This window comes from Halomonas sp. McH1-25, assembly GCF_022348165.1.
Taxonomy (GTDB): Bacteria; Pseudomonadota; Gammaproteobacteria; order Pseudomonadales; family Halomonadaceae; genus Modicisalibacter.
Genome location: NZ_JAKRFI010000002.1, coordinates 336,703 through 360,258, shown reverse-complemented (window position 1 = coordinate 360,258; position 23,556 = coordinate 336,703). Strand labels below are relative to the sequence as shown.

Below are 23,556 nucleotides of genomic sequence, written 5' to 3'. Positions count from 1 at the left end.
TCTCGGACAGCTCGGCTAGCAGACACTGAGTGGGATGCAGCGCTGGTCAGCTCAGCAGCGGCACGCTGGCAAAGGTAGGCTCGCCCTGAGCATGAACGAGGGCCAACAACGCACTGAATACAGGTTCGTTTATGGGTGCGCTAGCGGGCCTGAACATAGAGCATTCGTCCCGCGGAGGCACACCCTTGCGCGAGTTCAATCATCGCAGGATGACGCTGGCCGGCAACAGCCGCGGGCCACGCCGTGGGACAGCCGGATGTGATCGTCGAGCAACGCTCGTGCGGCAGCTATGTCGCGGCTCAGTGCCAGCTCGACCAGCTCGCCATGCTGACGGTCGAGCACCTTGCGCACCGCCGGGTTGGGCGGCGCCAGGCGCCGGTAGCGATCGAACTGGTCGTGCAGCTGCTCAATGAAGCGCAGCAACCAGTGCGAGCCGCACGAGGCGAGCAACGCCCGGTGGAAGCGCAGGTGCGCCTGTTCCCACTCCTCCACCCGCTCAGGGTGTTCGTCGGCGCGGCGTAACCGATGGTGTGCCGCCAACAACTGCGACTCCCACTCCGGATCGCCAGCCTGGAACGCCTGGGTCAGCGCCATGCATTCGAGCTGGGTGCGCAGCCCGGCGATATCGTCGAGTTCCTCGAGACGCATCGCCGGCACCCGGAAACCGCGCTGATTGACCTGCTCGAGCAGGCCGTAAGCCGCCAGCCGGTTGAGCGCCTCGCGCAGCGGGCTGAGTCCGACCTGGTAATGCTCCTTGAGTGCACTGATGGCGAGCTTCTCCCCCGCCGCGAAACGCCCGCGAATCAAGTCCTGCTTGAGCGTTTCGAAGATTCGACTCGAGGCCATGTCGCGACTGGCGGATGGCGATATGGTCATGGCGTGGTTCCCATACAGATTTCAGGGTGGCGACGACGGGCGGTTTCGACTCGGCCAAACCGACATGGTGTCACGGCACGGTCGAGACACGCGGCGACGCCCGTGTTGACGTTAGCCAAATCGCGCGCCATAGTCATCTCAATAAAATCGATTTTTTTATTCAAAACGATTTATAACACAACAATCGATCGGAGACGGCATGTTGACGCCTTTTTCCCAGGCAACGCCCTACGCTTCACAGCGCAGCGCCACCTACGCCAAACACGGCATGATCGCCGCGTCCCAGCCTCAGGCCAGCCAGATCGGCCGTGACATTCTCGCCCAAGGCGGCAATGCGGTGGACGCCGCAATCGCCACCGCCGCGGCACTCACCGTGGTCGAACCCACCGGTTGCGGAATCGGTGGCGATGCTTTCGCGCTGGTGTGGATCGCCGACGAGGCCGGCAACGGCGAGCTCCATGGGCTCAACGCCAGCGGCACCGCTCCCGCCGAGTTGACGCCAGAGGCGGTCGCCGCGGCCGGCTTCGAGAGCATGCCGTTGTACGGCTGGACGCCGGTCACCGTGCCCGGCATCCCCGCGGCCTGGGCCGAGCTGTCGCGGCGCTTCGGCAAGCTCGACTTCCAGACGCTGCTCGCCCCGGCGATCCGTCTGGCCCGCGAGGGCTTTCCGGTCTCGCCGGTGATCGCCAGCCTGTGGCAGCGCGCCGAGTCGACCTTCCGCGAACACCTCGTCGATGCCGCCACCGCCGGCTGGTTCGAGACCTTCACGCCGACCGGGCGCGCCCCGCGCGCCGGCGAGTGGCACCGCTGCGAGAACCAGGCGCAGACCCTGGAAGCCATCGCCGAGACCCGCTCCGAGAGCTTCTACCGCGGCGAACTGGCCGCGCACATCGATGCCTTCTCCCGCGAGACCGGCGGCTACCTGCGCGCCGCGGACCTCGCCGGCTACCAGCTGGAGTGGGTCGAGCCGATCGCCGCCGACTACCGCGGTCACAAGGTCTGGGAGATCCCGCCCAACGGCCAGGGGCTGGTCGCCTTGATGGCGCTGCGCATTCTCGAGGGCTTCGAGGTCGACAGCCGCGACAACCCCGAAGTGCTGCACCGTCAGTTCGAGGCAATGAAGCTTGCGTTCGTCGACGGCCAGACCCACATCACCCAGCCCGAGCACATGACCCACAGCGTCGAGGCGCTGCTCGGCGACGCCTACACCCGCGAGCGCCGCGCGCTGATCGGCGAGCGCGCGCTCGAGCCGACCCCAGGCACCCCGCAGGCCGGCGGCACCGTCTACCTGGCGACCGCCGATGACGACGGCAACATGGTGTCGTTCATCCAGAGCAACTATCACGGCTTCGGCTCCGGCGTGGTGGTCCCCGGCACCGGCATCGCGATGCAGAATCGCGGCCACAACTTCAGCCTCGACCCGAGCCACGACAACGTGCTCGCGCCAGGCAAGAAGACCTTCCATACCATCATTCCGGGCTTCCTGACCCGCGACGACGGCACGCCGCTCGGGCCGTTCGGCGTGATGGGCGGCTTCATGCAGCCCCAGGGTCACGTCCAGGTGGTGATGAATCTGGTCGACTTCGGGCTCAATCCGCAGGCCGCACTCGACGCACCACGCTGGCAGTGGATGGGCGGCAAGCGCATCGGCATCGAACATGGCTACCCGGCGCCGCTGGTACGAGCGATGGCCGAGCGCGGCCACGACATGCGAGTCGATCACGATCCGCGCGGCTTCGGACGCGGCCAGATGATCATCCGCGATCCGGACAGCGGCATCTACTGCGGTGGTACCGAGCCGCGCACCGACTCCAGCATCGCGGTGCTGTGATCATGCTACGTACTCAAACACAGCTATTCCTCGCCTTTCTGCGCATCGGCCTGCTCGGTTTCGGTGGCGGCCCATCGATGATCCCTCTGGTTCATCAGGAGGTGGTCAAGCGTTACGCCTGGATGGACGACGAGGCGTTCGCCGACGTGCTGGCGATCGGCAACACCCTGCCCGGGCCGATCGCCACCAAGATGGCCGGCTACATCGGCTACCGGGTCGGCGGCGTGTTGGGCGCGCTCAACGCGGTGGTCGCAGTGATCGTGCCGGTGATCGTGGCGATGATCGCGCTGCTCGGCCTGTACGCCCGTCACGGCGATCAGCGCTGGGTGCAGGGAATGGGCCAGGGCGTGGTGCCGGTGGTGATGGTGATGATGGCCATGCTGACCTGGGATTTCTTCGCCAAGTCGCGAGCCAGCCTCGGCTGGCTGCTGACATTGGTCATGGGCGCCGTCGCTGGCGGGTTGATCTACTGGTTCGACGTGCACCCGGGATTGGTGATCGGGGCGATCCTGCTCGCCGCGTTGCTGCGTCCCGAGCCGCGCCGCACGGCCAATGAGGCGAGCAAATGATCTACTGGCAGCTGTTCATGGCGTTCTTCATCCCCAACATCGTCGGCTACGGCGGCGGCCCGGCGATCATCCCGCTGATCGAGAACGAGGTGGTCGGCCGTTACGGCTGGATGAGTCCCCAGGATTTCGCCGAGACCTTGGCGCTGGGCAATGCCCTACCCAGCCCGATCGCCACCAAGATGGCCGGCTATATCGGCTACGACGTGGCCGGCGTACCCGGATCGATCATCGCCACCTTCGCCACCGTTGCACCCTCGCTGCTGCTGATGCTGGTCGCACTGGGCACGCTGTATCGCTACCGCGACTCGGTCAAGGTCAAGTCGATGAGCCAGTGGGTACGCCCGGTGGTGATGACGCTGATGGCCTATCTGACCTGGCGCTTTCTGGCCGAAGGGCTGGACAACGCCGGCATCTTGCACACCGCGATCATCGGCAGCGTGGCCGCGGTACTGCTTCTGGCGACCCGGGTGCACCCGGCGTTCGTCGTGTGTTTCGGGCTCGCCTATGGCGCCCTGCTACTCGGCTAGCGGGCGACCGGGCTTGCCCGTTCGCGGTTCGGCGACATGCCGCACGGATCGCGCAAGTACTCCCGAAAGGGGGCAATAACGACTCAACGAGCCACAACGATAACCTACAAGGACAAAACAGCCATGACATTCCTTCCCCCGCAGTCAAGCGAATCCCGCTCCACACGCCTCAAGCTGGCTATCGGCGGGCTGGTCCTGGGCACCACGCTCGGCGCCAGCGCCGCAACGCTGGCCCAGTCCGAGGATTATCCCAGCAAGCCGGTGGAATTCATCGTGCCCTGGTCGCCGGGCGGCGGCAGCGACACTCTGATGCGGCTGATCTCCAATCACGCCGAGGAGTACCTGGGCCAGCCGATGCCGGTGATCAACATGCCCGGGGTCAGCGGCACTACCGGCCTCAAGGCACTCTCCAAGCGCGAGCCCGACGGCTACACGGTGGGGCAGATCCATGAAGGTCTGCTGGTCGCTCACCACACCGGACTCACGCCCCTGAACTGGGACGACTTCGAGCCGGTGGCGGCGGTCACCCAGTCGCCCCAGTACCTCACCGTCAATGCCGACAGCCCTTACACCACCTATGAAGAGTTCGTCGACTACGCCAAGGAGCACCCCGGCGAGATCCGCTTCGGTGTCACCCTGGGCGGGGTCCCCCATATCCATGCCGCGATGATGGAAGAGGCCGAGGGACTCGAATTCCGCTACGTGGGCTTCGAAGGCACCGGATCGCGCATTCGCGCCCTGGTCGGCGGTCACATCGACGCCGCCATCGGCGACGTCTCGTCGAGTGGTGAGTTCGTCAAGAACGGCGACCTGCGCTTTTTGGCCGTGGGCAGTGCAGAACGCCAGGAGGAGACCCCCGATGTGCCGACCTTCTCGGAACTCGGCCACCCGGAGCTCAAGCTCAACATCGTGCGCGGCCTGATCGCCCCCAAGGGCACCCCCGAGGACAAGATCGCGGTACTCGCCGACGCCATCCAGGCGCTCTCCGAGGACGAGGATTTCATTCAGGAAGTTAAGAACGCCGGCGCCCAGGTGCATTTCGAAGGTCCCGAGGCGTTCGCCGATTACCTCGAAACTACCGACGAAACCATCGAGCGGCTGTCAGGGAAGCTGGCCAAATGAGCTCGCAGGCTTCTTCACAGCAGACCCGGTCGTCGGACCGGGTCGCCGATACCGACACCCGTCGCGCCAACGCCCTCGCCCACCTGCTGCTGAACGGCGCGCTGCTGGTGCTGTTCGGCGCGTTGTTCGTACAGGCGGGGGCACTGCCCTCGTCGATGTGGGAGCCGCTCGGCGCGGGCAGCTTTCCGCGACTGGTGCTGGCCATCCTGATGCTGATCAACCTGGGCATCATGGCCCAGGAGTGGCGTCACTACCGCGGCGCGCCGAGCGCCGCAGCGGGGCTGGTCAAGCGCTGGCTATGGCGCCACCGGCTGGCACTCGGCGTGCTCGCGCTATTCGCCCTGTACATCGTCGGCGTGCCGATGCTGGGCTTTCGCCTGGCCTCGCTGACGTTTCTGATCCTGGTCCAGCTCGCGCTCGGCGTACGTCGCCCGCGCAGCCTGGCGATCGCCGCGGTCATCGCCGTGACGTTCTCGTTCGGCATCGACTGGCTGTTCCGGGATGTCTTCATCATCAGCCTTCCCCGCGGCCCGTTCAGCTGATTCCAAGGCTTCGCGGCTGCCCTCGAGAGGAGATGCAACATGACGGAAGCGCTGTTCGCCGGCATGGACCAGCTGTTCACGCTATCGACGATGGTCACCATGCTGCTCGGCGTGGTCGCCGGCGTCATCGCCTCGGCGATCCCCGGCTTCACCATCACCATGGCCATCGTGCTGACCCTGCCGCTGACCTTCACCATGGAGCCGTTGCAGGGTGTGGCGACGATGCTCGCGGTCTATGTCGGCGGCTACTCGGGGGGGCTGATCAGCGCCGCCCTGCTGGGCATCCCCGGCACGCCCTCGTCGGTGGCCACCACTTTCGACGCCTTCCCGATGGCGCGCAGCGGCCAGCCCGGCCGTGCCTTGGCGCTGGGCATCTGGGCGTCGTTCTTTGGCGCCCTGGTCAGTGCGATCATCCTGATCATCGCCGCCCCGCCGCTGGCGATGATCGCCGTCAAGCTGGGCGCCTGGGAATATTTCTCGCTGATCGTCTTCGCCATGACGGTGGTCGCCAGCCTGGTCGGCAAGTCGATGCTCAAGGGGCTGATGACCGGCCTGCTGGGGTTGTTCATCGCCACCGTGGGGGCCGACCCGATGATGGGCGTGGCGCGCTTCACCTTCGACGTCGACCTGCTCGCCAACGGCTTTCCGTTCCTGGTGGTGCTGATCGGCATCTTCGCCGTCAGCCAGTTGCTCCAGGAGGTCGAGGACGCCGAGCAGACCAAGCACGGCAAGCAGCTGATTCCCGCCAACGTGGCCTTCAAGCCGCTCGATGCGCTGCGCGAGACGCTGGCCCATCCGGTCAACCTGATCCGCTCTTCGCTGGTCGGAGTGTTCATCGGCGCGGTGCCCGGCGCTGGCGGCAGCATCGCCAACCTTCTGGCCTACGATCAGGCCAAGCGCGCGTCCAAGACTCCCGAGAAGTTCGGCACCGGCGCACCCGAGGGAGTGATCGCTTCGGAGTCCGGCAACTCGGCGACCTCCGGCGGCGGGCTGATCCCGATGATCGCGCTGGGCATTCCCGGCAGCGCCGTCGACGCGGTGCTGATGGCCTCGCTGATGGTTCACGGCATCGGCATCGGTCCGCGGCTGATCCTCGACCACGGCGATCTGGTCTACGGCATGTTCATGGCCATGCTGCTGGCCGCGTTCATGGTGCTGGTGGTATGCCTGTTCAGCATGCGTTTCTTCCTGCGCGTCACCGACGTGCCGCGCTCGGTGATCGTGCCGGTGGTGCTGGTGTGCTGCGTGGTCGGCGCCTTCGCCCTCAACAATCGTGTCACCGACATCTACCTGCTGCTCGGGGTAGGGGTCTTCGGTTACATCCTCAGCAAGCTTGACTACCCGCTGGCGCCGCTGGTGCTCGGGGTGATCCTCGGCCCGATCGCCGAGACCAACCTGCGCCGCGCGCTGATGACCGACGAGAACTGGACGCTGTTCTTTACCCGGCCTATCTCGCTGACGCTGCTGATTCTCGCCGTAGTGTCGGTAGCCTTCGCGATTCGCCACCGGCTGCGCCAGCGTCACGCCACGAACCCCGCCTGACCCGGCCCCTACGGGGGCCGCCTTGGCCCCTTCGGCGACCACGGGAAATCGCTGGTGTCGATTATGATCTGCGTCCCGCCTCACGACTGTAACGTCTCGCGCGATACGTAGCGTCACCGGCCGCCGACGACCAGTGCTGGTGGCATCGCGTAACGGTTGGCCGACTCGCCGGGCAGGCAGGGTGCCCGGCTAGCGAGAAGCGCGCCATATCAACTAGGCTAGACTTCGGCTTGATACCCCGAGGCCTATCCGGCCGCGTCTTCTACTTTTCAGACAGCCCTCCATGACTTCAGATCTCCGTAACGGCGTCCATGCACGCGACAACGACCCACTGCCCCCTTCGCGCTGGCCAAGCGCAATGCCCGCCTGGGTCGGCATCGGCATTTTCATCTATCTTTCGGTGTTCGCCCTCGGCTTTGCACAGCTCTTTCTGGTACCGGTGGTCCTGGCCTTTCTGCTGTCGATGGTCTTCAGCCCCATACGTCGATTCTTCGACAAGCGCGGCCTGTCCCAGGGGTTGTCGGCCCTCATCATCATCACGTGCCTGCTCACCGGCTTGTTCGCGATCGCCGCTGCCCTGGCAGTGCCCGTCAGCGGCTGGATCGACAACGCCCCGCAAATCGAGCGTCGCATCGAGGGACGACTCAACGAGATAACCGGCCCGTTCAGCGAGCTGTTCGAAGCCAAGGAAAAGCTCGACTCGATGGCGGACTCCGATTCCTCGGAGGTGCAGCAGGTCGAAACGCAGGACAACAATCTCAGCCAGAAACTCGCGGCACTCGTGCCCACCGTCATGACACAGTTCCTGTTCACCCTGGTGCTTCTGCTGTTCCTGCTCGCCTCGGGCGACATGTTCTACGAGAAACTCGTGCATATCTTGCCGACGCTGCGCGACAAGAAACGCGCCGTGCGAATCACTCACGACATCGAACGAAAGTTGTCGCGCTACCTGTTCACCATCACCGTCATCAACGCCTGTCTGGGCCTCGTCGTGGCGATCGCCATGTGGGCGTTGGGCATGCCCAGTCCATTGGTCTTCGGAATCATCGCTTTCCTCTTCAACTTCGTGCCCTATCTCGGCGCGCTTGCCGGCATCGTCATTGCCGCCATGGTCGCCGTGGTGTCTTTCGACTGGATCGGTTGGGCGCCGATCGTCGCCGGCACTTATTTCGTTCTGACAACACTCGAGGGGCAACTCATCACCCCTTATTTCGTCGGCCGAAGCTTGCGGCTCAACACTGTGGTGGTCTTTCTGACCATCTCGTTCTGGGCCTGGCTCTGGTCCGTCGTCGGCATGATCGTTGCCGTGCCGTTGCTGGTCGCGGTCAAGACGCTCAGCGAGCATATCGACGGCCTCGAGCCGCTCGGCCACTTTCTCAGCGAACGCCATGCCGAACGGCAGGCGGGCTCGATCGCCGGCGAACACTGACAGCCAGCAATGACGACGCCAGGCCCGTATCGTTTACGAGCCTGGCGTCGGCGATCTTCCCCAAGGCGAACGAGCGATCACCGGACGCAGGTCGGCGGCGAAAAAACCGAGCTGCCCGTGTCTCGGACAGCTCGGCTAGCCGACACTGCGTGGGATGCAGCGCTGGTCAGTTCAGCAGCGGCACGCTGGCAAAGGTAGGCTCGCCCTGCGCATGAACGAGGGCCAGCAACGCACTGGAAACAGGTTCGTTTATGGGGGGCTCGGCCGCCCACCCCTTGACTGCGGTCGGCGAGCCGCTAGCGCGTCCGTAGCGGGCCTGGACACCAGAGCGCTCGTCTCGCGGAGGCACACCGAAATACTCGCGATAACACTTCGAGAAATGAGGTGTCGAGACGAAGCCACACACGGAGGCGACTTCGATGATCGACAACGACGTTTGCTTCAGCAGCTGCCTTGCACGCACCAAACGCAACTTGAGGTAATAGCGTGACGGTGAGCAATGCAGGTACTTCTGAAACAAGCGCTCCAATTGGCGCCGCGACACGTTGACGTAATTGGCCAGCTCATCGAGTTCGATCGGCTCTTCCAGGTTGGATTCCATTAACGCGACGATCTCCAACAGCTTGGGTTGGGTCGTGCCCAATACGTGCTTGAGTGGCACACGCTGTTGATCCTGCTCGTTGCGTACACGGTCGTAGATGAACATTTCGGAAATACCCGCCGCGAGTTCACGGCCATGGTCGCGCCCGATCAGGTTCAACATCATATCCAGCGGTGCCGTTCCCCCAGACGCCGTGAACCTGTCACGGTCGATCGAGAACAGCCGAGTGGTCAGGGCGACCTTGGGGTAGGCCTCCTGCATGGAAGCCAGACATTCCCAATGGATGCTGGTCTCGTAGTGATCGAGAAGCCCCGCCTTGGCCAAGGCCCAGCTACCCGTACACACCGCACCCAGCCGGCGCAACTGACGCGACTGGGACTGGAGCCAGTGTATGTGCTCACGCGTGACGCTATGCTGCGGGCCGACCCCGCCACATACGACGACCCAGTCGAGTGACAGCGGAATGGTGATGGAAGCGTCGGGGGTTACCTGAAGACCATCACTGGCACGCACCGGCGAGCCATCCTGCGTCAGCGTGTACCAGCGATACAACTCACGCCCCGCCAACTGATTGGCCATTCGCAACGGCTCTATCGCCGAGGCGAGAGAAATCAGAGTGAAATTGTCCAGCAATAGAAAGCCAAGGGTTTGCGGAGCTCCTGAACGACTGGTTGCCGCTGCCGAGCCTGTTGCCTGGTCTGATACCATCTTCGCCATCTCCATCATCTTGTTACTCTTGTCGTTTAGTCACGTGTCGATAGCGTCGTTGTTGTTGTTGTGTCTTGCAGATTCAGACGTCGCACGTGCCGTGGTGGCCCCCACTATATGTCGCATATTGACATGAATATAGTGAGTTTTGGCGAGGTTACGCTTCATCTCCGACCCTGAATGTCGCAAATGGAACGACGGATGTCGCCTTGATTCAGCGCGGTCTCATCCGTTCGTATCAGTAAACGAGGTAGGGCCAATCAGAAGGAGGACAAATACCGGCCCTTACACACGTCAGGGCCGGCAATGGTAGGCGTTGGCTGTTGCTTCGCTGCGACGATATGCCAAGGGCTTGCGTCAGCGTCTGAATCGAACGGGTTCTGTAAATGATCTTCTAGGCTCAGGATGGCTGCAACGACGCAGCGCAGGACAAAACGACCGTTGCCCTCTGGCTCTACAGTAGCTTTGGATCAACGGTAACGGGCATGCCAAGGAGCAGAAACGATAGCGTCTTGCCATGACCATCGAGATTCAGTGCGCCGTTGACGCCCCCCTGCAAGACATCATCGAGGACCAGGTTCATCCCACCTAGATTGGGCATCAAGTAGCGATTGATCCGGCTAACGCCACGATGAGAAAAAAGCGCATATACGCGCGACTCGGTGACTTGTTCGACAAGGATGGCGTAGATCTCGGGCCGGTACGCGAACAGTGACAGATTGAGCCGATTACCCTTGTCGCCGGCCCGAGCATGCGCCAGTCGATGCAGGGGTACAGTCACGACCCCATCATGAGCATTAGGTGGCATCCGTTGTACTCCCGGATTCGAAGAGGGTAGCCAGCGTTTCCACATCGCTACGCTTGACCAGATAGGACGCAGTACAAACTCGCTGTAGAAGGTTGCGGCGCACCCCACCGCCCCCGGCCGGGCCGGCGCAGTAGAGCGCCAGCAATTCCTGGGTGGCGCGCTCGGCCCAACGTCGTTCGACATGCTCCACCGCCAAGCGCAGCCGATAGTCTCCATCCACATCGGCCGACTCGTGCTGCAGTGTGCCGGCATCATCATCGAAGACGCTGGCGTGACCGATGATGTCTATCCGCTTGCGCAGTTCTTGGGGCGCCCGGAAGGCCAGCCGCTCGCGCAATACCTGTGCTGCCAGACGCGCCCGGGCCAAGGCATTGGGCCCGGCGTAGGAGATTTCCGCCTCGCCCTGCCATCCTCCCGCGTAGCAAACCGTGGTCTTTAAGCGCGATGGCGCTGGCTTGCCACGAATGCCTTTTACCTCGACCCGGTCGGGACCGACCTGCTCGACCTGGACATTGGACAGGTCGACGACAACGTCGGGAGTAAGGTAGGCAGAAGGGTCATGAACCTCGTAGAGCAGCTGTTCCTTGACCGTTCGCTCGGTGACGCAGCCCCCCGTCCCCGGCGGCTTGGTCACGACCAGCCGTCCGTCCTCCTCGACCTCGATGATCGGGTAGCCCAGAGTGGCGAGCCCCTGCACGTCTTTGACACCCGGATCGGCGAAGTAACCGCCACTGACCTGAGCCCCACACTCCCCCAAGTGACCGGCCATGGTGCCTGCCGCCAGCCGATCCCAATCGTCCCAGGCCCAGCCGAAATGGTGGACTAGCGGTGCGAGAAACAGTGCAGGGTCAGCGACGCGACCGGTGACCACGACTTGGGCGCCCAATCCCAGCGCCTGGGCCAAGGGTGCCGCCCCCAGGTAGACATTGGCCGATATCAGTTGGTCAGGGTCGGGAAGGACCTGGGTCTCGGCTTCCCATAACTGCAGATCCAAGTCGGCCAGCCGCGCCCGGATGTCATCCCCCTGGACCCGCCCGATGCGCACCTCCGTATGCCCGACTTGACGGGCCAGACGCGCGATCACTTCGCAGGCCCCTTCAGGGTTGGCGGCACCGAAGTTGCCTAGAATGGCAATACCATGCTCAAGGCAATCCTTGAGCACCGGGGACAGCAGCTCTTCGAGCAACGGCTCGAACCCCATGCCTGGCGCGTCACGCATGGCACGGTGGGCCGCGGCCAAGGTTCGCTCTCCCAGGGTCTCGAAGGCCAGGGCGCAGGGCTGGCCACGGCGGATCAGTTCGGCGACCACCGGGATCGCTGCGTCAGTTCGGTCCCCGGAAAAACCAGCACCGCTGCCTAGCAGAAAAGTCATGGACGAGTCTCCCGAGCACGTATCGCACCCGCCGCTGCCCCGGGCTTTGTACCGGCCTGCCTACGAACGAGCGCCCGATGCCTGGCATAAAGTCCAACCAGCACCAGCAAGGCGGCCAGCGTCGTAAACCAGCCCGGCGTCAGCGCCAGCACGATGACCAGCCCCAATCCCATGATGTCGAGAACGCGCAGTCCGGTAACCGACACTCGCGACATCAGAGCGGCGAAAGCCGTCACGAAGGCAAGTCCCTGGCAAATGGCCAGCACGATGTCGATCCAGCTTCCGAAGCCGGCCAGGGCCGGATAGATCAGCAACAGGAAGGGAATGACATAGATGGCCGCTGCCAGGCGGACCGACTCCCCGGCGGCGGGCAGCCAGTTGGTCTGAGCAATGCCCGAGGCTACGAAGACCGCAATGCATACGGGCGGCGTAATGACCGATAGCGTGGCGAAATAGAATACGAACAGATGAGCGATTAACGGTTCGACGCCGATCTCAGTGAGCGCTGGCGCCAGCACGGAGGCCACCAGCACATAGGCTGCCGTGGTAGGAATTCCCATGCCCAGGATGAGACAGACGCCACCGACGATGAGCGCAACAAGGAACAGCGATTGCCCGCCAACCTCGACAATCAGGCTGGCCAGGGTGACGCCGATGCCGGTCATGCCAATCATCGCGACCAGAATCTGCGCACCTGCCAGCAGCACACCAATGATCACCATTCCCTTGCCGGCATCGATCAGCCCCGATAACAATCGCCCCGCGATGTCGCGCCATGCAGCCCGTGCCAACATGGCAAAACCGACATAGGACAGCGCCGTCATCAATACACCATAGAAAGCTGCCGTCTGAATCGAGCGCCCCGACAGCACGCCATAAAACAGCCCGCCCAACGCGGCCAGGATGGGTACCAGACGCTCAGGCCGCAGGACCGAAGCCCAACTTGGCAGTTCATCGTCAGGCACCACTTGCAGTCCTCGGCGCTGGGCCACCATATGAATGGTCAGGAAGACGCCAAGGTAGAAGATGGCCGGCAACAAGGCCGCCAGCGCGATACGCACATAACTTTCACCGAGAATCTCGGCCATGATGAAGGCCGCCGCCCCCAGAATCGGTGGGGCGATCTGGCCGCCAGTGGAAGCGACCGCCTCGACACCCGCCGCGAAAGGCCGTGGATAACCCAGGCGTTTCATCATCGGAATGGTAAAGTTGCCGGTGGTGGCGACATTGGCCACGGCACTGCCGCTGACCATACCGAACAGCCCGGATGCCACCGTAGCCACCTTGGCGGCTCCACCGGGTGAACGGCCACTGATACGCAGCGCCAAATCCATGAAGGTCTGGCCCCCGCCGGTATGTAGCAGCAGGCCACCGAACAGCACAAAGGCCGCAATCGTCGTGGCCGCCACGCCCACCAACATGCCCCAGATGCCCAGATCGCCAAGAAACAGGGTCTCGGTCATGAAGGCCGGCCCGAAGCCGCGATGCCCCAAGGGGCCGGGGATATAGGCGCCCAGCAAGGCATAACCCAGTCCGATGGCGACCAGTAACGGAAAGATCCAGCCGATGGCGCGCCGGGATAACTCCAGGATCGCCACGACCAGGGCCGCAGTCATCAGCATGTCCCAGGGCGTGGCCCATGGCAGCTCGACCAGGATACGGTTCTGATTGATGGCGACATAACCGCAGGCCACCACGGCACTGGCTGCCAGCGCCAGGTCGATGGTCACCCCCAGGGGCCGCCACCGAGTCCCGACGCCCAGCGGATAGATGGCGAGACCGAGCAGCAAGGTCAGCGCCAGGAAGACGCTGCGCTGGACCAAGCTATCGAAAGGCCCAGCCGCCGAGGTATACAGAATTAGCCCACCTAGCGCCAGAGCCAGCCCCTTGGTCAGGTAATCGCGCATGCGTCATCCTCCTGGCCGTTACTCGGTCGGCTTTAGGGCCTCAGGAATTTCCAGGCCTTGCTCTCGGAAGTAACGCGCAGCGCCGGGGTGAAGCGGTACGGTGCCAACATCGAGTGTCATCTGCGCCATATTGGCCCCTTTGACCGCCGAAAAGGCGTTGGCCTGCGGTTCGGGGTTTTCCATGACGGCCTTGACGATCTGGTAGGCGGTTTCCTCATCGAGTCCTGGGCGGGCATGCACGGCGACTCCGAACGCCCACGTCGTATAAGGAGGCACGCCCTCCGCCGCACCGGCGGGAATATCGACCACACCGATGTCGGGCATCTTTTCGCGCAACGTCTGCGCCTGTTCGTCAGTCAGCGAGAGCACGCGGATCGGCGTGAAGGTTGCGATATCCATGGTTGAGCCGTCCAGGCGGTTGCCCACACCGGACTTCACGTAACCGGCCAGACGCCCGTCCTTGATAGCGCTCACGATATCGGTGGTCGAGCCTCGCACATAGTCGGGCTGGATCCCCAGTGTCTGCATGACGGCCTCGGTAGTCGCCTCGGTAGCCGAGCCGGTGATACCGGGATTGAAACGCGCCCCCTCGAGCCCCTCGATCGAAGCCACTCCCGAATCCTCACGCACCACCGCATTCTGCGGCGCCACGGTGTAAACCCACAGCAAGCGGCTATCGACGGGGCGGCCTTCGAAGTCATCGAGCCCTTCATAAGCATGGTAACCGGTGTTGGTAGTCACCAACCCCAGATCGATCTGGTTGCGACTGAGCCGCCGCAGGTTATCCACCGTTGCCCCAGTCTCAGCGACCGATGAGCTGATACCGTCCAGTTTGTCGTTGATGATCTGGTTGACGGCTACGAAGTAGCCGTAATGACTCGACGAGCTGGACGTCGAGCCTATCAAGAGGCGTTCTTGGGCGTGGACGAGAGGCGAAGCGGCAAGTACGGCGAGGCTAGCCGCCATGGCGGTGAGTAGCGTTTTCATAATGGCTCCATGGGCTGTCGCGCAGCCCTTGTTGTTGTCTGGCATGGCGCCGGGCGTTCAGCGCCCTCATCTGTAGAGTCGCCGCGAAAAATTATTTTGTATATTGAATAGTTTTTAAGTTTTCTTATATTTATTAAATGAATCCCAGCATCAAGCAACTCAAGGCATTCGTGGCGGTTGCCCACGCACGCAGTCTGGCGGAAGCCAGCGAACGCCTGCATCTCTCTCAGCCCGCGCTGAGCATTGCCATTCGTAAGCTCGAGGATACGGTGGGTGGGCCGCTGTTCGCCCGCACCACCCGTCAGCTGTGGCTCACGCCGGAGGGCGAGGCTTTTTTGCCGGTGGCGATCCGCCTGCTCAACGACTGGATGGAAGCGTTCGAGGATCTCAACGAGCGCTTCATGAAGAAACGCGGAAAAGTCACGATCGCCGCCCTACCGACCCTGGCGGCAGGGTTATTACCCGAGGTCATTGCGACATTTCGTCAGCGACACCCACTAATCAATTTGAGTCTGCACGACGTACTCGCCGACCAGGTCAACCAACTGGTACGCGAGGGGCGTGCTGACCTGGGGTTCTCCGTGGCTCCCCAGCAATCCGATGATTTGGTATTTGAAGCGATCCTGACCGATCGCTATGTCGCCGTCTGTCCGCAGGACCATCCATTGCTGGGTCAGGAGCATGTGAGGTGGGCACAGCTTGCCGAATACCCGTTCATCGGCATCAACCGATTATCGAGCTCACGCCAGGATATCGATAAGATCATGGTCGAGATTGGTCTTCCTCTCGATATCCTCTGCGATGTCAGCCAGATCGCCACTGTGGGGCGCATGGTGGCCGCCGGGGTCGGCATCAGCGTACTGCCAGCGCTGAGCTTTCGTCAGATAGCCGATGACGGAATCGGCCATCGCCCCTTGGTCGAACCGACGATAAACCGGGAGCTGGGCGTCATCATGCGGCGTCGTCACCCGCTCTCGGCTGCAGCAACCGCATTACTCGCGCTGATGCGAGAAGCTAATTAGCAAGCAGCTTGCAGCTTTCTGGCATCATCTCGCGGTGTTTGACCATACATTTTACTCTCTGCTCCTGCCGCTCAACGCGCGGCATAGCCGCCATCCACCGGCAGGATCGCACCGGTCACGAATTGCGCTCCCGGGGATGCCAGGAACAGCGCCGGCCCGACCAGGTCTTCCGGCGTTCCCCAGCGGCCCATTGGTGTTCGGTCGACGAGTTCCGCAGAGCGCGCGGGGTCCTGAGTCAACGCCGAGGTCAGGTCAGTGGCGATCCAGCCCGGCGCCAGCGCATTGACACGAATCCCCTCCGGGGCCCAGGCGATGGCCAGTGAGCGAGTCAACTGCGCCACGCCTCCCTTGGAGGCGGAGTAGGCCGGCACGAAGCCACTGCCGAAGAACGCCAGCATGGAGGCAGTATTAATGATGCAGCCTTCGGCCGCTTTCAGTGCCTCATGGGCCGCCTGACAACAGCGCTGGGTCCCGTTGAGATTGATATCCACCACATCGGCGAAGCCCTCCGGGGTGAATTCCTGCCCACCACGGCGGATCACACCGGCGCAATTGACGAGCACATCGATCCGGGAGAACCGAGAAAAGAACCGGGCGACGGCCTGTTCGTCACGCACATCGAGCTGGTGCTTTCCGGCCTCGAAGTTCAGTGCCATGGCTTCGGTGGCCTCGACTCCCGTTACATGCACATCCGCCGCCTGTGCGGCAAAAGCCCCGGCGATGGCCTGGCCAATGCCCGTGCTTCCCCCTACGACAATAACGGTTCTCATCCTTACCTCTGTCAGCCGCTCTGTGTTGGCGTGGCCTTGCGCGACGCATGGCGCACGGACCACAACGTGGAAACGATGATGGCGACCCACACCAGCAGGGCGAGAATACCCAGGGTGGCGGCGATAGGTCGATCGAACAGCATCAGCAGATCGCCATTGGCCTTGATCATCGAGCGCAGGAAATTGCCTTCGACAATGGGACCGAGAATGACAGCGAGGATCATTGGCCCGATGGGGAAGTCATTCTCTGCCATGACGTATGCCAGCAGGCCCAGCCCCAGCATGAGCCAGATATCCAGCATGCTGTTGTTGGTGGCATAGGCGCCGACAATGCAGAACAGCAGTATCAGGGGATAGAGCACCCCGGACGGCACGGAGAGAATATGCCGCGCACCGCGGACGGCTACCAGCCCCAAGGGCAAGAGCAGCAGGTTGGCGAGCAGGAATACGATAAAGATGGCGTTGACCAATGCGGCATCGGTGGTGAAGACATCGGGGCCGGGCGTTACGCCCTTCATCATAAGTACGCCGATGATGATGGCAGTGATGGTATCGCCGGGAATACCGAATACCAGCGCCGGGATATACGCCCCCGATAGCGCAGCATTATTCGCGGAACTCGCCGAGACCAGTCCCTCCGGGTGTCCCGTGCCGAACTTTTCAGGCGTACGCGATAACTTGCGAGCCAGTGCGTAACTGATCCACGACGCGATATCCGCCCCGGCACCGGGAAGAGCCCCTATCAGTGTGCCGAGCATCCCGCTACGGGCCATTCCGCCCTTGTACTTCCACAATATGCCGCCGACGCCCTCGAAGGTTTTTTTCACCGACGGCGGCGTCGGCAAGGAAACCCTGCCGATTTCGGGCATCCGGCGCAGTAGCTCGGCCACCGCGAACAACCCGATCAGCACTGGGAGAATCGAGATGCCACTGAGCAGTTCGGGAATGCCAAAAATGAAACGCATCTGGCCCGACACCGAACTCATGCCGACCATCGAGATCAGCAGCCCCAGCAACATGGAAATGGCGCCTTTGAGCGGGTCCGATCCCGATACCAAAACGGCGCACGACAGGCCAAGCAGGGCCAGCCAGAAGTATTCGTCACTGGTGAACTGGATGGCGAACTCGGCGACCAGGGGGGCGAAAAAGGCCAGAATCGCCACACCGATGACGCCTCCGATCACCGAGCAGACCAGATTGACCCCCAGCGCCTGGCCGATCCGGCCCTGGCGCCCCATCAGGTAGGCTTCATCGGTATAGGCTGCGGAAGCCGGCGTGCCAGGGATGCGTAGCAGGGCTCCCGGTATGTCGCCCGCGACGATGGCCATGGCAGTTGCCGAGACGATCGCGCCAATGGCGGGTAGTGGGTCCATGAAGAAAGTGACCGGGACCAACAGGGCCGTGGCCATGGTAGCCGTCAGGCCAGGTATGGCGCCGATGAACAACCCGAATATGGAAGCCCCGAGGATAACAGCCAACACCTGCCAATCGAGCACGAGTCCCAGCGCTTCCTGTAATACCTCCATCAGTAAATCACCTCTTCCAGGATGCCCAGCGACAGAGGGACCAGCAGCAGTTCAGCGAAGGTCATCCAGATCAGCAGGGTAGCCACCAGCGCGATAGTCAACGCCAGCCACCAGCGCCCCCCGGTCAGCCAGCCGATCAATACCGTCAGCATCACCAGCGACACGATGGGAAAGCCCAGCACCGGCGTCAGCAGCACGTAGCCGACCACCGCCCCGACGACAGCGAGCACGCAGATCATGGCGTGCTTCAGGGCGACATCACCCTGCCAAGCGAACATGGCACCGCGCGCTTGCCAGCCGCGCAGCGAAAGCACCCCACCCAGCACGACCAGCAGGGTACCGATCAGGGTGGGAAAGGTGCCCGCGCCATAATCCTGGCGCGGGAGCGAGGGGAAATCCCGGGAGGCCCAGACGGTGATGGCGCCAAGTAGCGCCATCAGGATTCCGAGGATCAGGTCGTTGATACGCATGTTCGCGCCTGCTTATTGAGCCAACCCAAGCTTGTCGATGATCTCCTTGTTGTTCTTGTCTGCCTCGGCCATGAATTGCCTGAACTCCTCCGGACCGCGCCATTCTGTGCCGAAGCCGCGCTGCTTCATGAACGTCTGGAACTCCTCGGACTCATAGACCTTCTGGGTCGCCTCGGCCAGCGTGGCGACGACATCTTCCGGCAGCCCTTCGGGGCCGGCCAGGCCGCGCCAGGTTCCCGCCGCCCACGGCTCTCCGGTTTGCTCTTCGGCTGTCGGGATATCAGGGAAGGCCTCTAGTCTTTCACCCGCAAATACGGCCAGCGTGTCGACACGCCCTGCCTGACGCATGGATTCGGACTCGGGCAACGAAGAGAACACGAAGTCCACCCCACCGGCGGCCAGCTCCTGCAGGCCCGGGGCGGCTCCCTCGCTAGGCACCAGTGCAACGGAGTTGGGATCGATGCCCTGCTGGTTGAGGAAGCCGGCGAAGGCCAGATGATACGCCGCTCCCGGGGCCGAGCCGGACACGGTGTACTGGTTGGGATTCGCCTTGATATCGGCCAAGGCAGCATCGAGGCTGTCCCAGCCCGAATCGGCGCTGACGTTGAAGGCGGCTGCATCCAAATTGACCAACGCCACCGGTGTCAGGTCCTCATAGGAGATCGGTGACGTACCGATATGCCGATAGGTGGTGATCTCGGCTGTCGGCAGCCCCAGCGTGTACCCGTCCGGCTTGGCCATGGTCATGGCCGTGTGGCCGACGACCCCAGCCCCACCAGTACGATTGACGACATTGACCTGCTGGCCCAGCTCCTTTCCAAGACCGCTGGCGAGCTGACGCGCAACAGCATCGGTACCGCCACCCGCCGACCACGGCACGATCAGTTGAATCGGTTTTTCCGGATAGTCAGCCTGTGCAGCACCTGCCGACAAGACGAAGGCCAACAGGCCGGTAGACAGGGCAAGCGGCGTTTTAGAGAAAGTCATGGCATGTTCCTTATTGCTTGTTTTTAGAGAAGGTGGCCGTGCTCAGTCACTTAACGGATGAACTGGTCGACGTAATCCCCGCCCAGGCCGCAGGCTTCGTAGTGCTTGCGGCACATGTCGACCTTGGTGAAAACGTCTTCGAAGCCCAGGTGCTTGCCCCAGGGGTCGACGTAGTACATCACGCCATTGACCTGAAAGAGCGTGATCATCTCTTCGACGTCCTCGTCCACAACCAAGGTATGAGTCTCGCCAGGAGGCTCGTAGACATAGCTACCTTCGGTAGCGACCCAATCGTGCTCGAGATAGCGCCATTGTCCCTTGAGCACGACACCATGAACCGGGTTGGGATGGCGGTGGCGACTCAGCACACCGGACTTGCGAACACGCAGCAGATTGACCCAATACCCTTGCGACACGTTCAGACACAAGGGGCGGAAATGCACATTCTCGGCTTGGGGGACCCAGATACGCTCGTCCTCAGGAATGGCATGTGGCACGACGATTTCCATCGCGGCCTCGGCCGGCTGCGGGTATTGGTACGGCATGCGTTTTTGTTCTTCCTGGATATCGGCCATCTCTCCTCCGTCCACAATGTGGACTTATTATTCATAATATGGACAATAAGAAGCTAAGTGACGCTTTGGTCTGCGTCAATGTCAGGTCGGGAACGCTGTATTAGACATTCGTCGCGGAGAAGGGATGAGCGAGAAGAAAGGATCCGATACCCAGCGCCCCCAGGTACAAGGCGCTGCGGCCGTCATCAAGGGCTTGCGCTTGCTCCAGGTCATTCCTGAGCTGGGTCAGGATGCCCACGCTCGTCATATTCAGCAGCGTCTGGGTATGCCCCGCCCCACCGTCTATCGACTGCTCAATACCTTGGAGCAGGAAGGCTTTATCGAGCGAAATCCACTGGGAGGCGAATACGTCCTGGGCCGGCAGCTCATTCACCTTGCCCAGCAGTCACTCAATCGCAGCAATCTACGTGAGCGGGTGCGCGGCCTGATGCATCTCATCAGCAAGGACACCGGTGAAACCGTTCACTTGGGCGTTCCCTATGGCTGCCATATGACATTCATCGACAAGGTCGAGTCGGCGGAAGCCGTGCGCATGGCGTCCTACATCGGCATGCCAGTGCCCATGCACTCGACCTCGGTGGGCAAGGCCTACTTAGCGGCACTGGACGAGGAAAACCGTGAGCAGTACCTTGCCCAACTGCAACTCGACGCCGTGACGGAACGGACACTGACGGACCGGGACGCCCTACGCGATGAGTTGCTGCGTACCCGCCAGCGAGGCTATTCCATCGACGATGAAGAGAACGAAGCTGGAATCATCTGCTTCGGTCACGCGGTGCATGGTGTGGACGGGCGCGCCGCTGGCGCCATCAGCGTCAGTGTGCCCCGCTACCGCTTGCACGATGACAGGGCGGCGCACATCGTTCAAACAATTGCCATGCATTTGAAGGCGCTGAAATAACGCCACGTCCAATCCGACCATCCAGCGGCTCAGTACCCGTACGCCTTTAACCAAGAGTTCAAGCCTATCCTTCTCTGCTACTGAGTAGCGCCTGCACCTCGAGCCGGTCCCCGGCTCATCACACCACTTATCCATCTCCTCTTTTTTGCATAGCCCTGGTATTGACAACACGTCACTGATGTAAATTATTATCATTAACTTATGATAACTACACTCTAACGCCAACCATTCTTGTGCAGAGACGAAAAATGAAACCCTACATACCGCACCCTGCCAGCCATTCCGGCTACGCTATCTTCTCCTTGGCCTTCGCCTCGCTTATCACCTTTTCCGCAGCGCAGGCTGACACTACCGCAGCGCTTCCCACCGCAGGGAAAAGTGATAACGAGGACACAACGGTCGATTTACCGCGTGTTCAGGTGACTGCAGCGCGGCCGATCTCGGCGACCGAAAAGACCGCCAGGGAAGAAGGCTCGGTCACCGTGATCGATGCCCAACGCCTAGACAATACGGTGGCTTATTCGGCTGATGACCTATTTCGTTACGATCCCAGCATACTGACCACCGACAAGGGGCGCTTCGGCCTCGCCGGTTTCAATGTCCGCGGGCTCGACGAAAACCGTATCTCGGTTCAGCTCGATGGCGTCGAGATGGCTGAGAGTTATGGCCCTACCTCGAGCTATCTCGATGCCGGGCGCCTGAGCGCCGATATCGCCTCTCTCTCCAGCGTATCGGTGGTCAAGGGCGGCAATGCCCAACGAGGGTCGGGCTTCAGCTCGGTTTCTTTGCAGTTGCACTCGCCACAAGACTTTCTCGCTCCAAGCGGTAACGACTCCTATGCAAGTGTTCAAGCAGGCTATCGCAGCGACAGCGATGGCGTCTTCGAGAACGTCACGCTGGCCGCACGACGAGGCGATTATGAATCGTTGCTGATCGCCACCAACCGCAATGGCGAAGCGACCGAGAACTACAACGGCAGTGGTAAAAGCGACCAAACCAGCGGCGATGAGCGCACCACGCCCGATCCTGGTGAGGTGGATAACTATGATGTTCTGCTAAAACTTCAGAAGCTCAACGACAATGGACGGGTCGGGATGGTGGCACAAAAGTATCGTGCGACGTCTGACCTCCACCTTTATTCGTTGGAAGATTCCCGCTACAGCGACTATTACACCGACGACACGCTGACGCGCACCCGGTTGGGTATTTATCAGGATGCCGAATACCAGACGCCCTTGTTCGATACGTTCCACTGGCAGATCGACTGGCAACGCACCGAGACGGTCAACGACAGCTCGATGGTCTACAACGGCTACAATCGCCTGGTCGATCGCGACTTCGACCAAACCACCTGGCAGCTCAAGACGGATTTCAGCAAGCAGATCGATGCTGGTATTCCACAGCAACTGGCTTATGGAGTGATCCTCAAGCGTGATGACTACCAGAGCCTCAGCAAAGATTACAATCTGGATGCCGATACGGTGGATAAATCGCGCTTTTCGCCACCGGGCACCGCGACACGCGTCGGGCTCTATCTGCAAGATCGGCTATCGCTGGCGGACAAGCGTGGCAGCCTGACCCCCGCCGTGCGATTCGACCATTACGAGTACGACCTCGATAACGATGGCCTTACCTCACAGTCCTACGACGGCGCCGAGGGTCAGGCACTGACCGGCCAGCTCGGCGGAACCTGGAACCTCACCCCGAGCACCGAGCTATTTGGCAAGATCGGCTTCGGTTTCCGTGCACCCTCCTATGAAGAGCTTTACTACGACTACAACGCGGGCAGAGGCTATCGCATCGTGGCCAACCCCAATCTCGATGACGAGCACAGTCGCTTCGTGGAGTTCGGCATACGCCAGCAAGGCGATCTCGGCAGTGCCGAACTCACCGGCTTCTACACCGACTTCCGTGACTTCATCGAGAGCTCGGTCTCGGTGAGCATCGACCCCGCGAACTACCCTGGCGGGGAGTACACCACCGAAAACATAGACCGCGCCATCATCCGGGGCGCCGAATTCAAGGGCCAACTGGACCTGCACCAGGCCATCGGCACCAAGGAAGGCTGGTATGCACGCACAGCGGCAGCCTATATCGAGGGCAAGAATTTGGAGGATGGCGGCGCGATAGAATCCATCCCACCCATTCAGGCCGTTGCTGCCTTCGGCTACCAGGCTCCCGATCATCAATGGGGCAGCGAACTCGCAGGCACGTTCGTCAACCATGTCAGCGACCACGACGCGGATGATAACTACGCGCCCGCCGCCTATCAGCTCTATGACCTGACCGGATACGTGAGCCTGGGTACCCACCTGACACTGCGTGGCGGCGTTTTCAACGTACTGGACAAGAAATATTGGGTATGGGACGACGTCAGAGGTGTCTCGACGAGCTATGCGGGAATCGAGCGTTATACGCAGCCAGGACGCAACTTTGGCGTGAGCGCCGAGTACGTCTTCTAGACCTCGGGCAGACAGTTCAGGC

At 62.0% G+C, this 23,556-nt stretch carries 21 protein-coding genes; 10 read left to right on the top strand and 11 right to left on the bottom strand.

All coding sequences use genetic code 11. The features are described 5' to 3' along the window. Positions 1–195: 195 nt before the first annotated feature. Positions 196–876, bottom strand: a complete 681-nt coding sequence (locus MHM84_RS08125) for an FCD domain-containing protein (RefSeq protein WP_239264656.1) — start codon at positions 874–876, stop codon at positions 196–198. 199 nt (positions 877–1,075) lie between these two features. On the opposite strand from MHM84_RS08125, the gene MHM84_RS08120 reads away from it, so the two are divergent. From MHM84_RS08120 to MHM84_RS08090, 7 genes are all read left to right on the top strand, one after another. Then, on the top strand, positions 1,076–2,707 hold the full coding sequence (locus MHM84_RS08120; RefSeq protein ID WP_239264653.1) for a gamma-glutamyltransferase family protein: 1,632 nt from the start codon (positions 1,076–1,078) through the stop codon (positions 2,705–2,707). A gap of 2 nt (positions 2,708–2,709) precedes the next feature. After that, complete coding sequence (locus MHM84_RS08115; protein WP_239264649.1) at positions 2,710–3,276, top strand: chromate transporter; 567 nt, start codon at positions 2,710–2,712, stop codon at positions 3,274–3,276. After that, positions 3,273–3,803: a chromate transporter gene (locus tag MHM84_RS08110; protein WP_239264646.1), complete on the top strand. Its 531-nt coding sequence runs from the start codon at positions 3,273–3,275 to the stop codon at positions 3,801–3,803. The genes MHM84_RS08115 and MHM84_RS08110 overlap by 4 nt, the downstream gene beginning before the upstream one ends. 123 nt (positions 3,804–3,926) lie before the next feature. After that, the gene (locus MHM84_RS08105) at positions 3,927–4,925 is read left to right on the top strand and encodes a tripartite tricarboxylate transporter substrate binding protein (protein ID WP_239264644.1); all 999 of its coding nucleotides are present in this window, start codon (positions 3,927–3,929) and stop codon (positions 4,923–4,925) included. Beyond that, positions 4,922–5,467 (top strand): tripartite tricarboxylate transporter TctB family protein, encoded by a 546-nt coding sequence (locus MHM84_RS08100; RefSeq protein WP_239264642.1) that lies wholly within the window; start codon positions 4,922–4,924, stop codon positions 5,465–5,467. Before MHM84_RS08105 ends, MHM84_RS08100 begins: the two co-directional genes overlap by 4 nt. Positions 5,468–5,506: 39 nt before the next feature. Further along, a complete protein-coding gene (locus MHM84_RS08095; protein ID WP_239264640.1) occupies positions 5,507–7,009 on the top strand; it encodes a tripartite tricarboxylate transporter permease in 1,503 nt (500 codons plus the stop codon). Positions 7,010–7,292: 283 nt separating this feature from the next. Beyond that, a complete protein-coding gene (locus tag MHM84_RS08090) occupies positions 7,293–8,438 on the top strand; it encodes an AI-2E family transporter (protein WP_239264638.1) in 1,146 nt (381 codons plus the stop codon). A 166-nt stretch (positions 8,439–8,604) separates the two neighbouring features. Here MHM84_RS08090 and MHM84_RS08085 read toward each other — a convergent pair whose 3' ends face one another. From MHM84_RS08085 to MHM84_RS08065, 5 genes are all read right to left on the bottom strand, one after another. Then, complete coding sequence (locus MHM84_RS08085; protein WP_239265305.1) at positions 8,605–9,747, bottom strand: GlxA family transcriptional regulator; 1,143 nt, start codon at positions 9,745–9,747, stop codon at positions 8,605–8,607. 454 nt (positions 9,748–10,201) lie between these two features. After that, positions 10,202–10,528: a hypothetical protein gene (locus MHM84_RS08080; RefSeq protein ID WP_239264636.1), complete on the bottom strand. Its 327-nt coding sequence runs from the start codon at positions 10,526–10,528 to the stop codon at positions 10,202–10,204. Positions 10,529–10,544: 16 nt separating this feature from the next. After that, a complete protein-coding gene (locus MHM84_RS08075; protein ID WP_239264634.1) occupies positions 10,545–11,927 on the bottom strand; it encodes an acyclic terpene utilization AtuA family protein in 1,383 nt (460 codons plus the stop codon). Further along, on the bottom strand, positions 11,924–13,834 hold the full coding sequence (locus MHM84_RS08070) for a TRAP transporter fused permease subunit (protein ID WP_239264632.1): 1,911 nt from the start codon (positions 13,832–13,834) through the stop codon (positions 11,924–11,926). The genes MHM84_RS08075 and MHM84_RS08070 overlap by 4 nt, the downstream gene beginning before the upstream one ends. Before the next feature lie 18 nt (positions 13,835–13,852). Beyond that, positions 13,853–14,821 (bottom strand): TAXI family TRAP transporter solute-binding subunit, encoded by a 969-nt coding sequence (locus MHM84_RS08065; protein WP_239264630.1) that lies wholly within the window; start codon positions 14,819–14,821, stop codon positions 13,853–13,855. A 137-nt stretch (positions 14,822–14,958) separates the two neighbouring features. Between MHM84_RS08065 and MHM84_RS08060 the strand changes: the two genes are divergently transcribed. Continuing rightward, positions 14,959–15,843 (top strand): LysR family transcriptional regulator, encoded by an 885-nt coding sequence (locus MHM84_RS08060; protein ID WP_239264627.1) that lies wholly within the window; start codon positions 14,959–14,961, stop codon positions 15,841–15,843. A 71-nt stretch (positions 15,844–15,914) separates the two neighbouring features. Here MHM84_RS08060 and MHM84_RS08055 read toward each other — a convergent pair whose 3' ends face one another. Genes MHM84_RS08055 through MHM84_RS08035 form a run of 5 tightly spaced genes read right to left on the bottom strand, consistent with a single transcriptional unit; the run spans position 15,915 to position 20,171 of the window. Continuing rightward, positions 15,915–16,613 carry an SDR family oxidoreductase gene (locus tag MHM84_RS08055; RefSeq protein WP_239264624.1) on the bottom strand — a complete coding sequence of 233 codons (699 nt, stop codon included), beginning with the start codon at positions 16,611–16,613 and terminating at the stop codon, positions 15,915–15,917. Between the two features lie 11 nt (positions 16,614–16,624). Beyond that, positions 16,625–18,139, bottom strand: coding sequence for a tripartite tricarboxylate transporter permease (locus tag MHM84_RS08050; RefSeq protein WP_239264622.1), 1,515 nt, complete (start codon positions 18,137–18,139; stop codon positions 16,625–16,627). After that, the gene (locus tag MHM84_RS08045) at positions 18,139–18,609 is read right to left on the bottom strand and encodes a tripartite tricarboxylate transporter TctB family protein (RefSeq protein WP_239264620.1); all 471 of its coding nucleotides are present in this window, start codon (positions 18,607–18,609) and stop codon (positions 18,139–18,141) included. Before MHM84_RS08045 ends, MHM84_RS08050 begins: the two co-directional genes overlap by 1 nt. Before the next feature lie 12 nt (positions 18,610–18,621). Then, a complete protein-coding gene (locus MHM84_RS08040; protein ID WP_239264618.1) occupies positions 18,622–19,596 on the bottom strand; it encodes a tripartite tricarboxylate transporter substrate binding protein in 975 nt (324 codons plus the stop codon). A 50-nt stretch (positions 19,597–19,646) separates the two neighbouring features. Next, complete coding sequence (locus MHM84_RS08035) at positions 19,647–20,171, bottom strand: 2,4'-dihydroxyacetophenone dioxygenase family protein (protein WP_239264616.1); 525 nt, start codon at positions 20,169–20,171, stop codon at positions 19,647–19,649. A gap of 124 nt (positions 20,172–20,295) precedes the next feature. Between MHM84_RS08035 and MHM84_RS08030 the strand changes: the two genes are divergently transcribed. Together MHM84_RS08030 and MHM84_RS08025 are read left to right on the top strand one after the other, a co-directional pair. Next, complete coding sequence (locus MHM84_RS08030) at positions 20,296–21,072, top strand: IclR family transcriptional regulator (RefSeq protein WP_239264614.1); 777 nt, start codon at positions 20,296–20,298, stop codon at positions 21,070–21,072. A 248-nt stretch (positions 21,073–21,320) separates the two neighbouring features. After that, positions 21,321–23,534 (top strand): TonB-dependent hemoglobin/transferrin/lactoferrin family receptor, encoded by a 2,214-nt coding sequence (locus tag MHM84_RS08025; protein WP_239264612.1) that lies wholly within the window; start codon positions 21,321–21,323, stop codon positions 23,532–23,534. Positions 23,535–23,556: the final 22 nt, after the last annotated feature.

What these genes read in the sequence shown, in the direction of transcription:
- MHM84_RS08125 (WP_239264656.1), bottom strand. Translation starts at nt 876, where the DNA reads ATGACCATATCGCCATCCGCCAGTCGCGACATGGCCTCGAGTCGAATC.
- MHM84_RS08110 (WP_239264646.1), top strand. Translation starts at nt 3,273, where the DNA reads ATGATCTACTGGCAGCTGTTCATGGCGTTCTTCATCCCCAACATCGTC.
- MHM84_RS08100 (WP_239264642.1), top strand. Translation starts at nt 4,922, where the DNA reads ATGAGCTCGCAGGCTTCTTCACAGCAGACCCGGTCGTCGGACCGGGTC.
- MHM84_RS08040 (WP_239264618.1), bottom strand. Translation starts at nt 19,596, where the DNA reads ATGACTTTCTCTAAAACGCCGCTTGCCCTGTCTACCGGCCTGTTGGCC.
- MHM84_RS08055 (WP_239264624.1), bottom strand. Translation starts at nt 16,613, where the DNA reads ATGAGAACCGTTATTGTCGTAGGGGGAAGCACGGGCATTGGCCAGGCC.
- MHM84_RS08090 (WP_239264638.1), top strand. Translation starts at nt 7,293, where the DNA reads ATGACTTCAGATCTCCGTAACGGCGTCCATGCACGCGACAACGACCCA.
- MHM84_RS08030 (WP_239264614.1), top strand. Translation starts at nt 20,296, where the DNA reads ATGAGCGAGAAGAAAGGATCCGATACCCAGCGCCCCCAGGTACAAGGC.
- MHM84_RS08070 (WP_239264632.1), bottom strand. Translation starts at nt 13,834, where the DNA reads ATGCGCGATTACCTGACCAAGGGGCTGGCTCTGGCGCTAGGTGGGCTA.
- MHM84_RS08085 (WP_239265305.1), bottom strand. Translation starts at nt 9,747, where the DNA reads ATGGTATCAGACCAGGCAACAGGCTCGGCAGCGGCAACCAGTCGTTCA.
- MHM84_RS08105 (WP_239264644.1), top strand. Translation starts at nt 3,927, where the DNA reads ATGACATTCCTTCCCCCGCAGTCAAGCGAATCCCGCTCCACACGCCTC.
- MHM84_RS08115 (WP_239264649.1), top strand. Translation starts at nt 2,710, where the DNA reads ATGCTACGTACTCAAACACAGCTATTCCTCGCCTTTCTGCGCATCGGC.
- MHM84_RS08120 (WP_239264653.1), top strand. Translation starts at nt 1,076, where the DNA reads ATGTTGACGCCTTTTTCCCAGGCAACGCCCTACGCTTCACAGCGCAGC.
- MHM84_RS08075 (WP_239264634.1), bottom strand. Translation starts at nt 11,927, where the DNA reads ATGACTTTTCTGCTAGGCAGCGGTGCTGGTTTTTCCGGGGACCGAACT.
- MHM84_RS08025 (WP_239264612.1), top strand. Translation starts at nt 21,321, where the DNA reads ATGAAACCCTACATACCGCACCCTGCCAGCCATTCCGGCTACGCTATC.
- MHM84_RS08045 (WP_239264620.1), bottom strand. Translation starts at nt 18,609, where the DNA reads ATGCGTATCAACGACCTGATCCTCGGAATCCTGATGGCGCTACTTGGC.
- MHM84_RS08050 (WP_239264622.1), bottom strand. Translation starts at nt 18,139, where the DNA reads ATGGAGGTATTACAGGAAGCGCTGGGACTCGTGCTCGATTGGCAGGTG.
- MHM84_RS08065 (WP_239264630.1), bottom strand. Translation starts at nt 14,821, where the DNA reads ATGAAAACGCTACTCACCGCCATGGCGGCTAGCCTCGCCGTACTTGCC.
- MHM84_RS08095 (WP_239264640.1), top strand. Translation starts at nt 5,507, where the DNA reads ATGACGGAAGCGCTGTTCGCCGGCATGGACCAGCTGTTCACGCTATCG.
- MHM84_RS08060 (WP_239264627.1), top strand. Translation starts at nt 14,959, where the DNA reads ATGAATCCCAGCATCAAGCAACTCAAGGCATTCGTGGCGGTTGCCCAC.
- MHM84_RS08035 (WP_239264616.1), bottom strand. Translation starts at nt 20,171, where the DNA reads ATGGCCGATATCCAGGAAGAACAAAAACGCATGCCGTACCAATACCCG.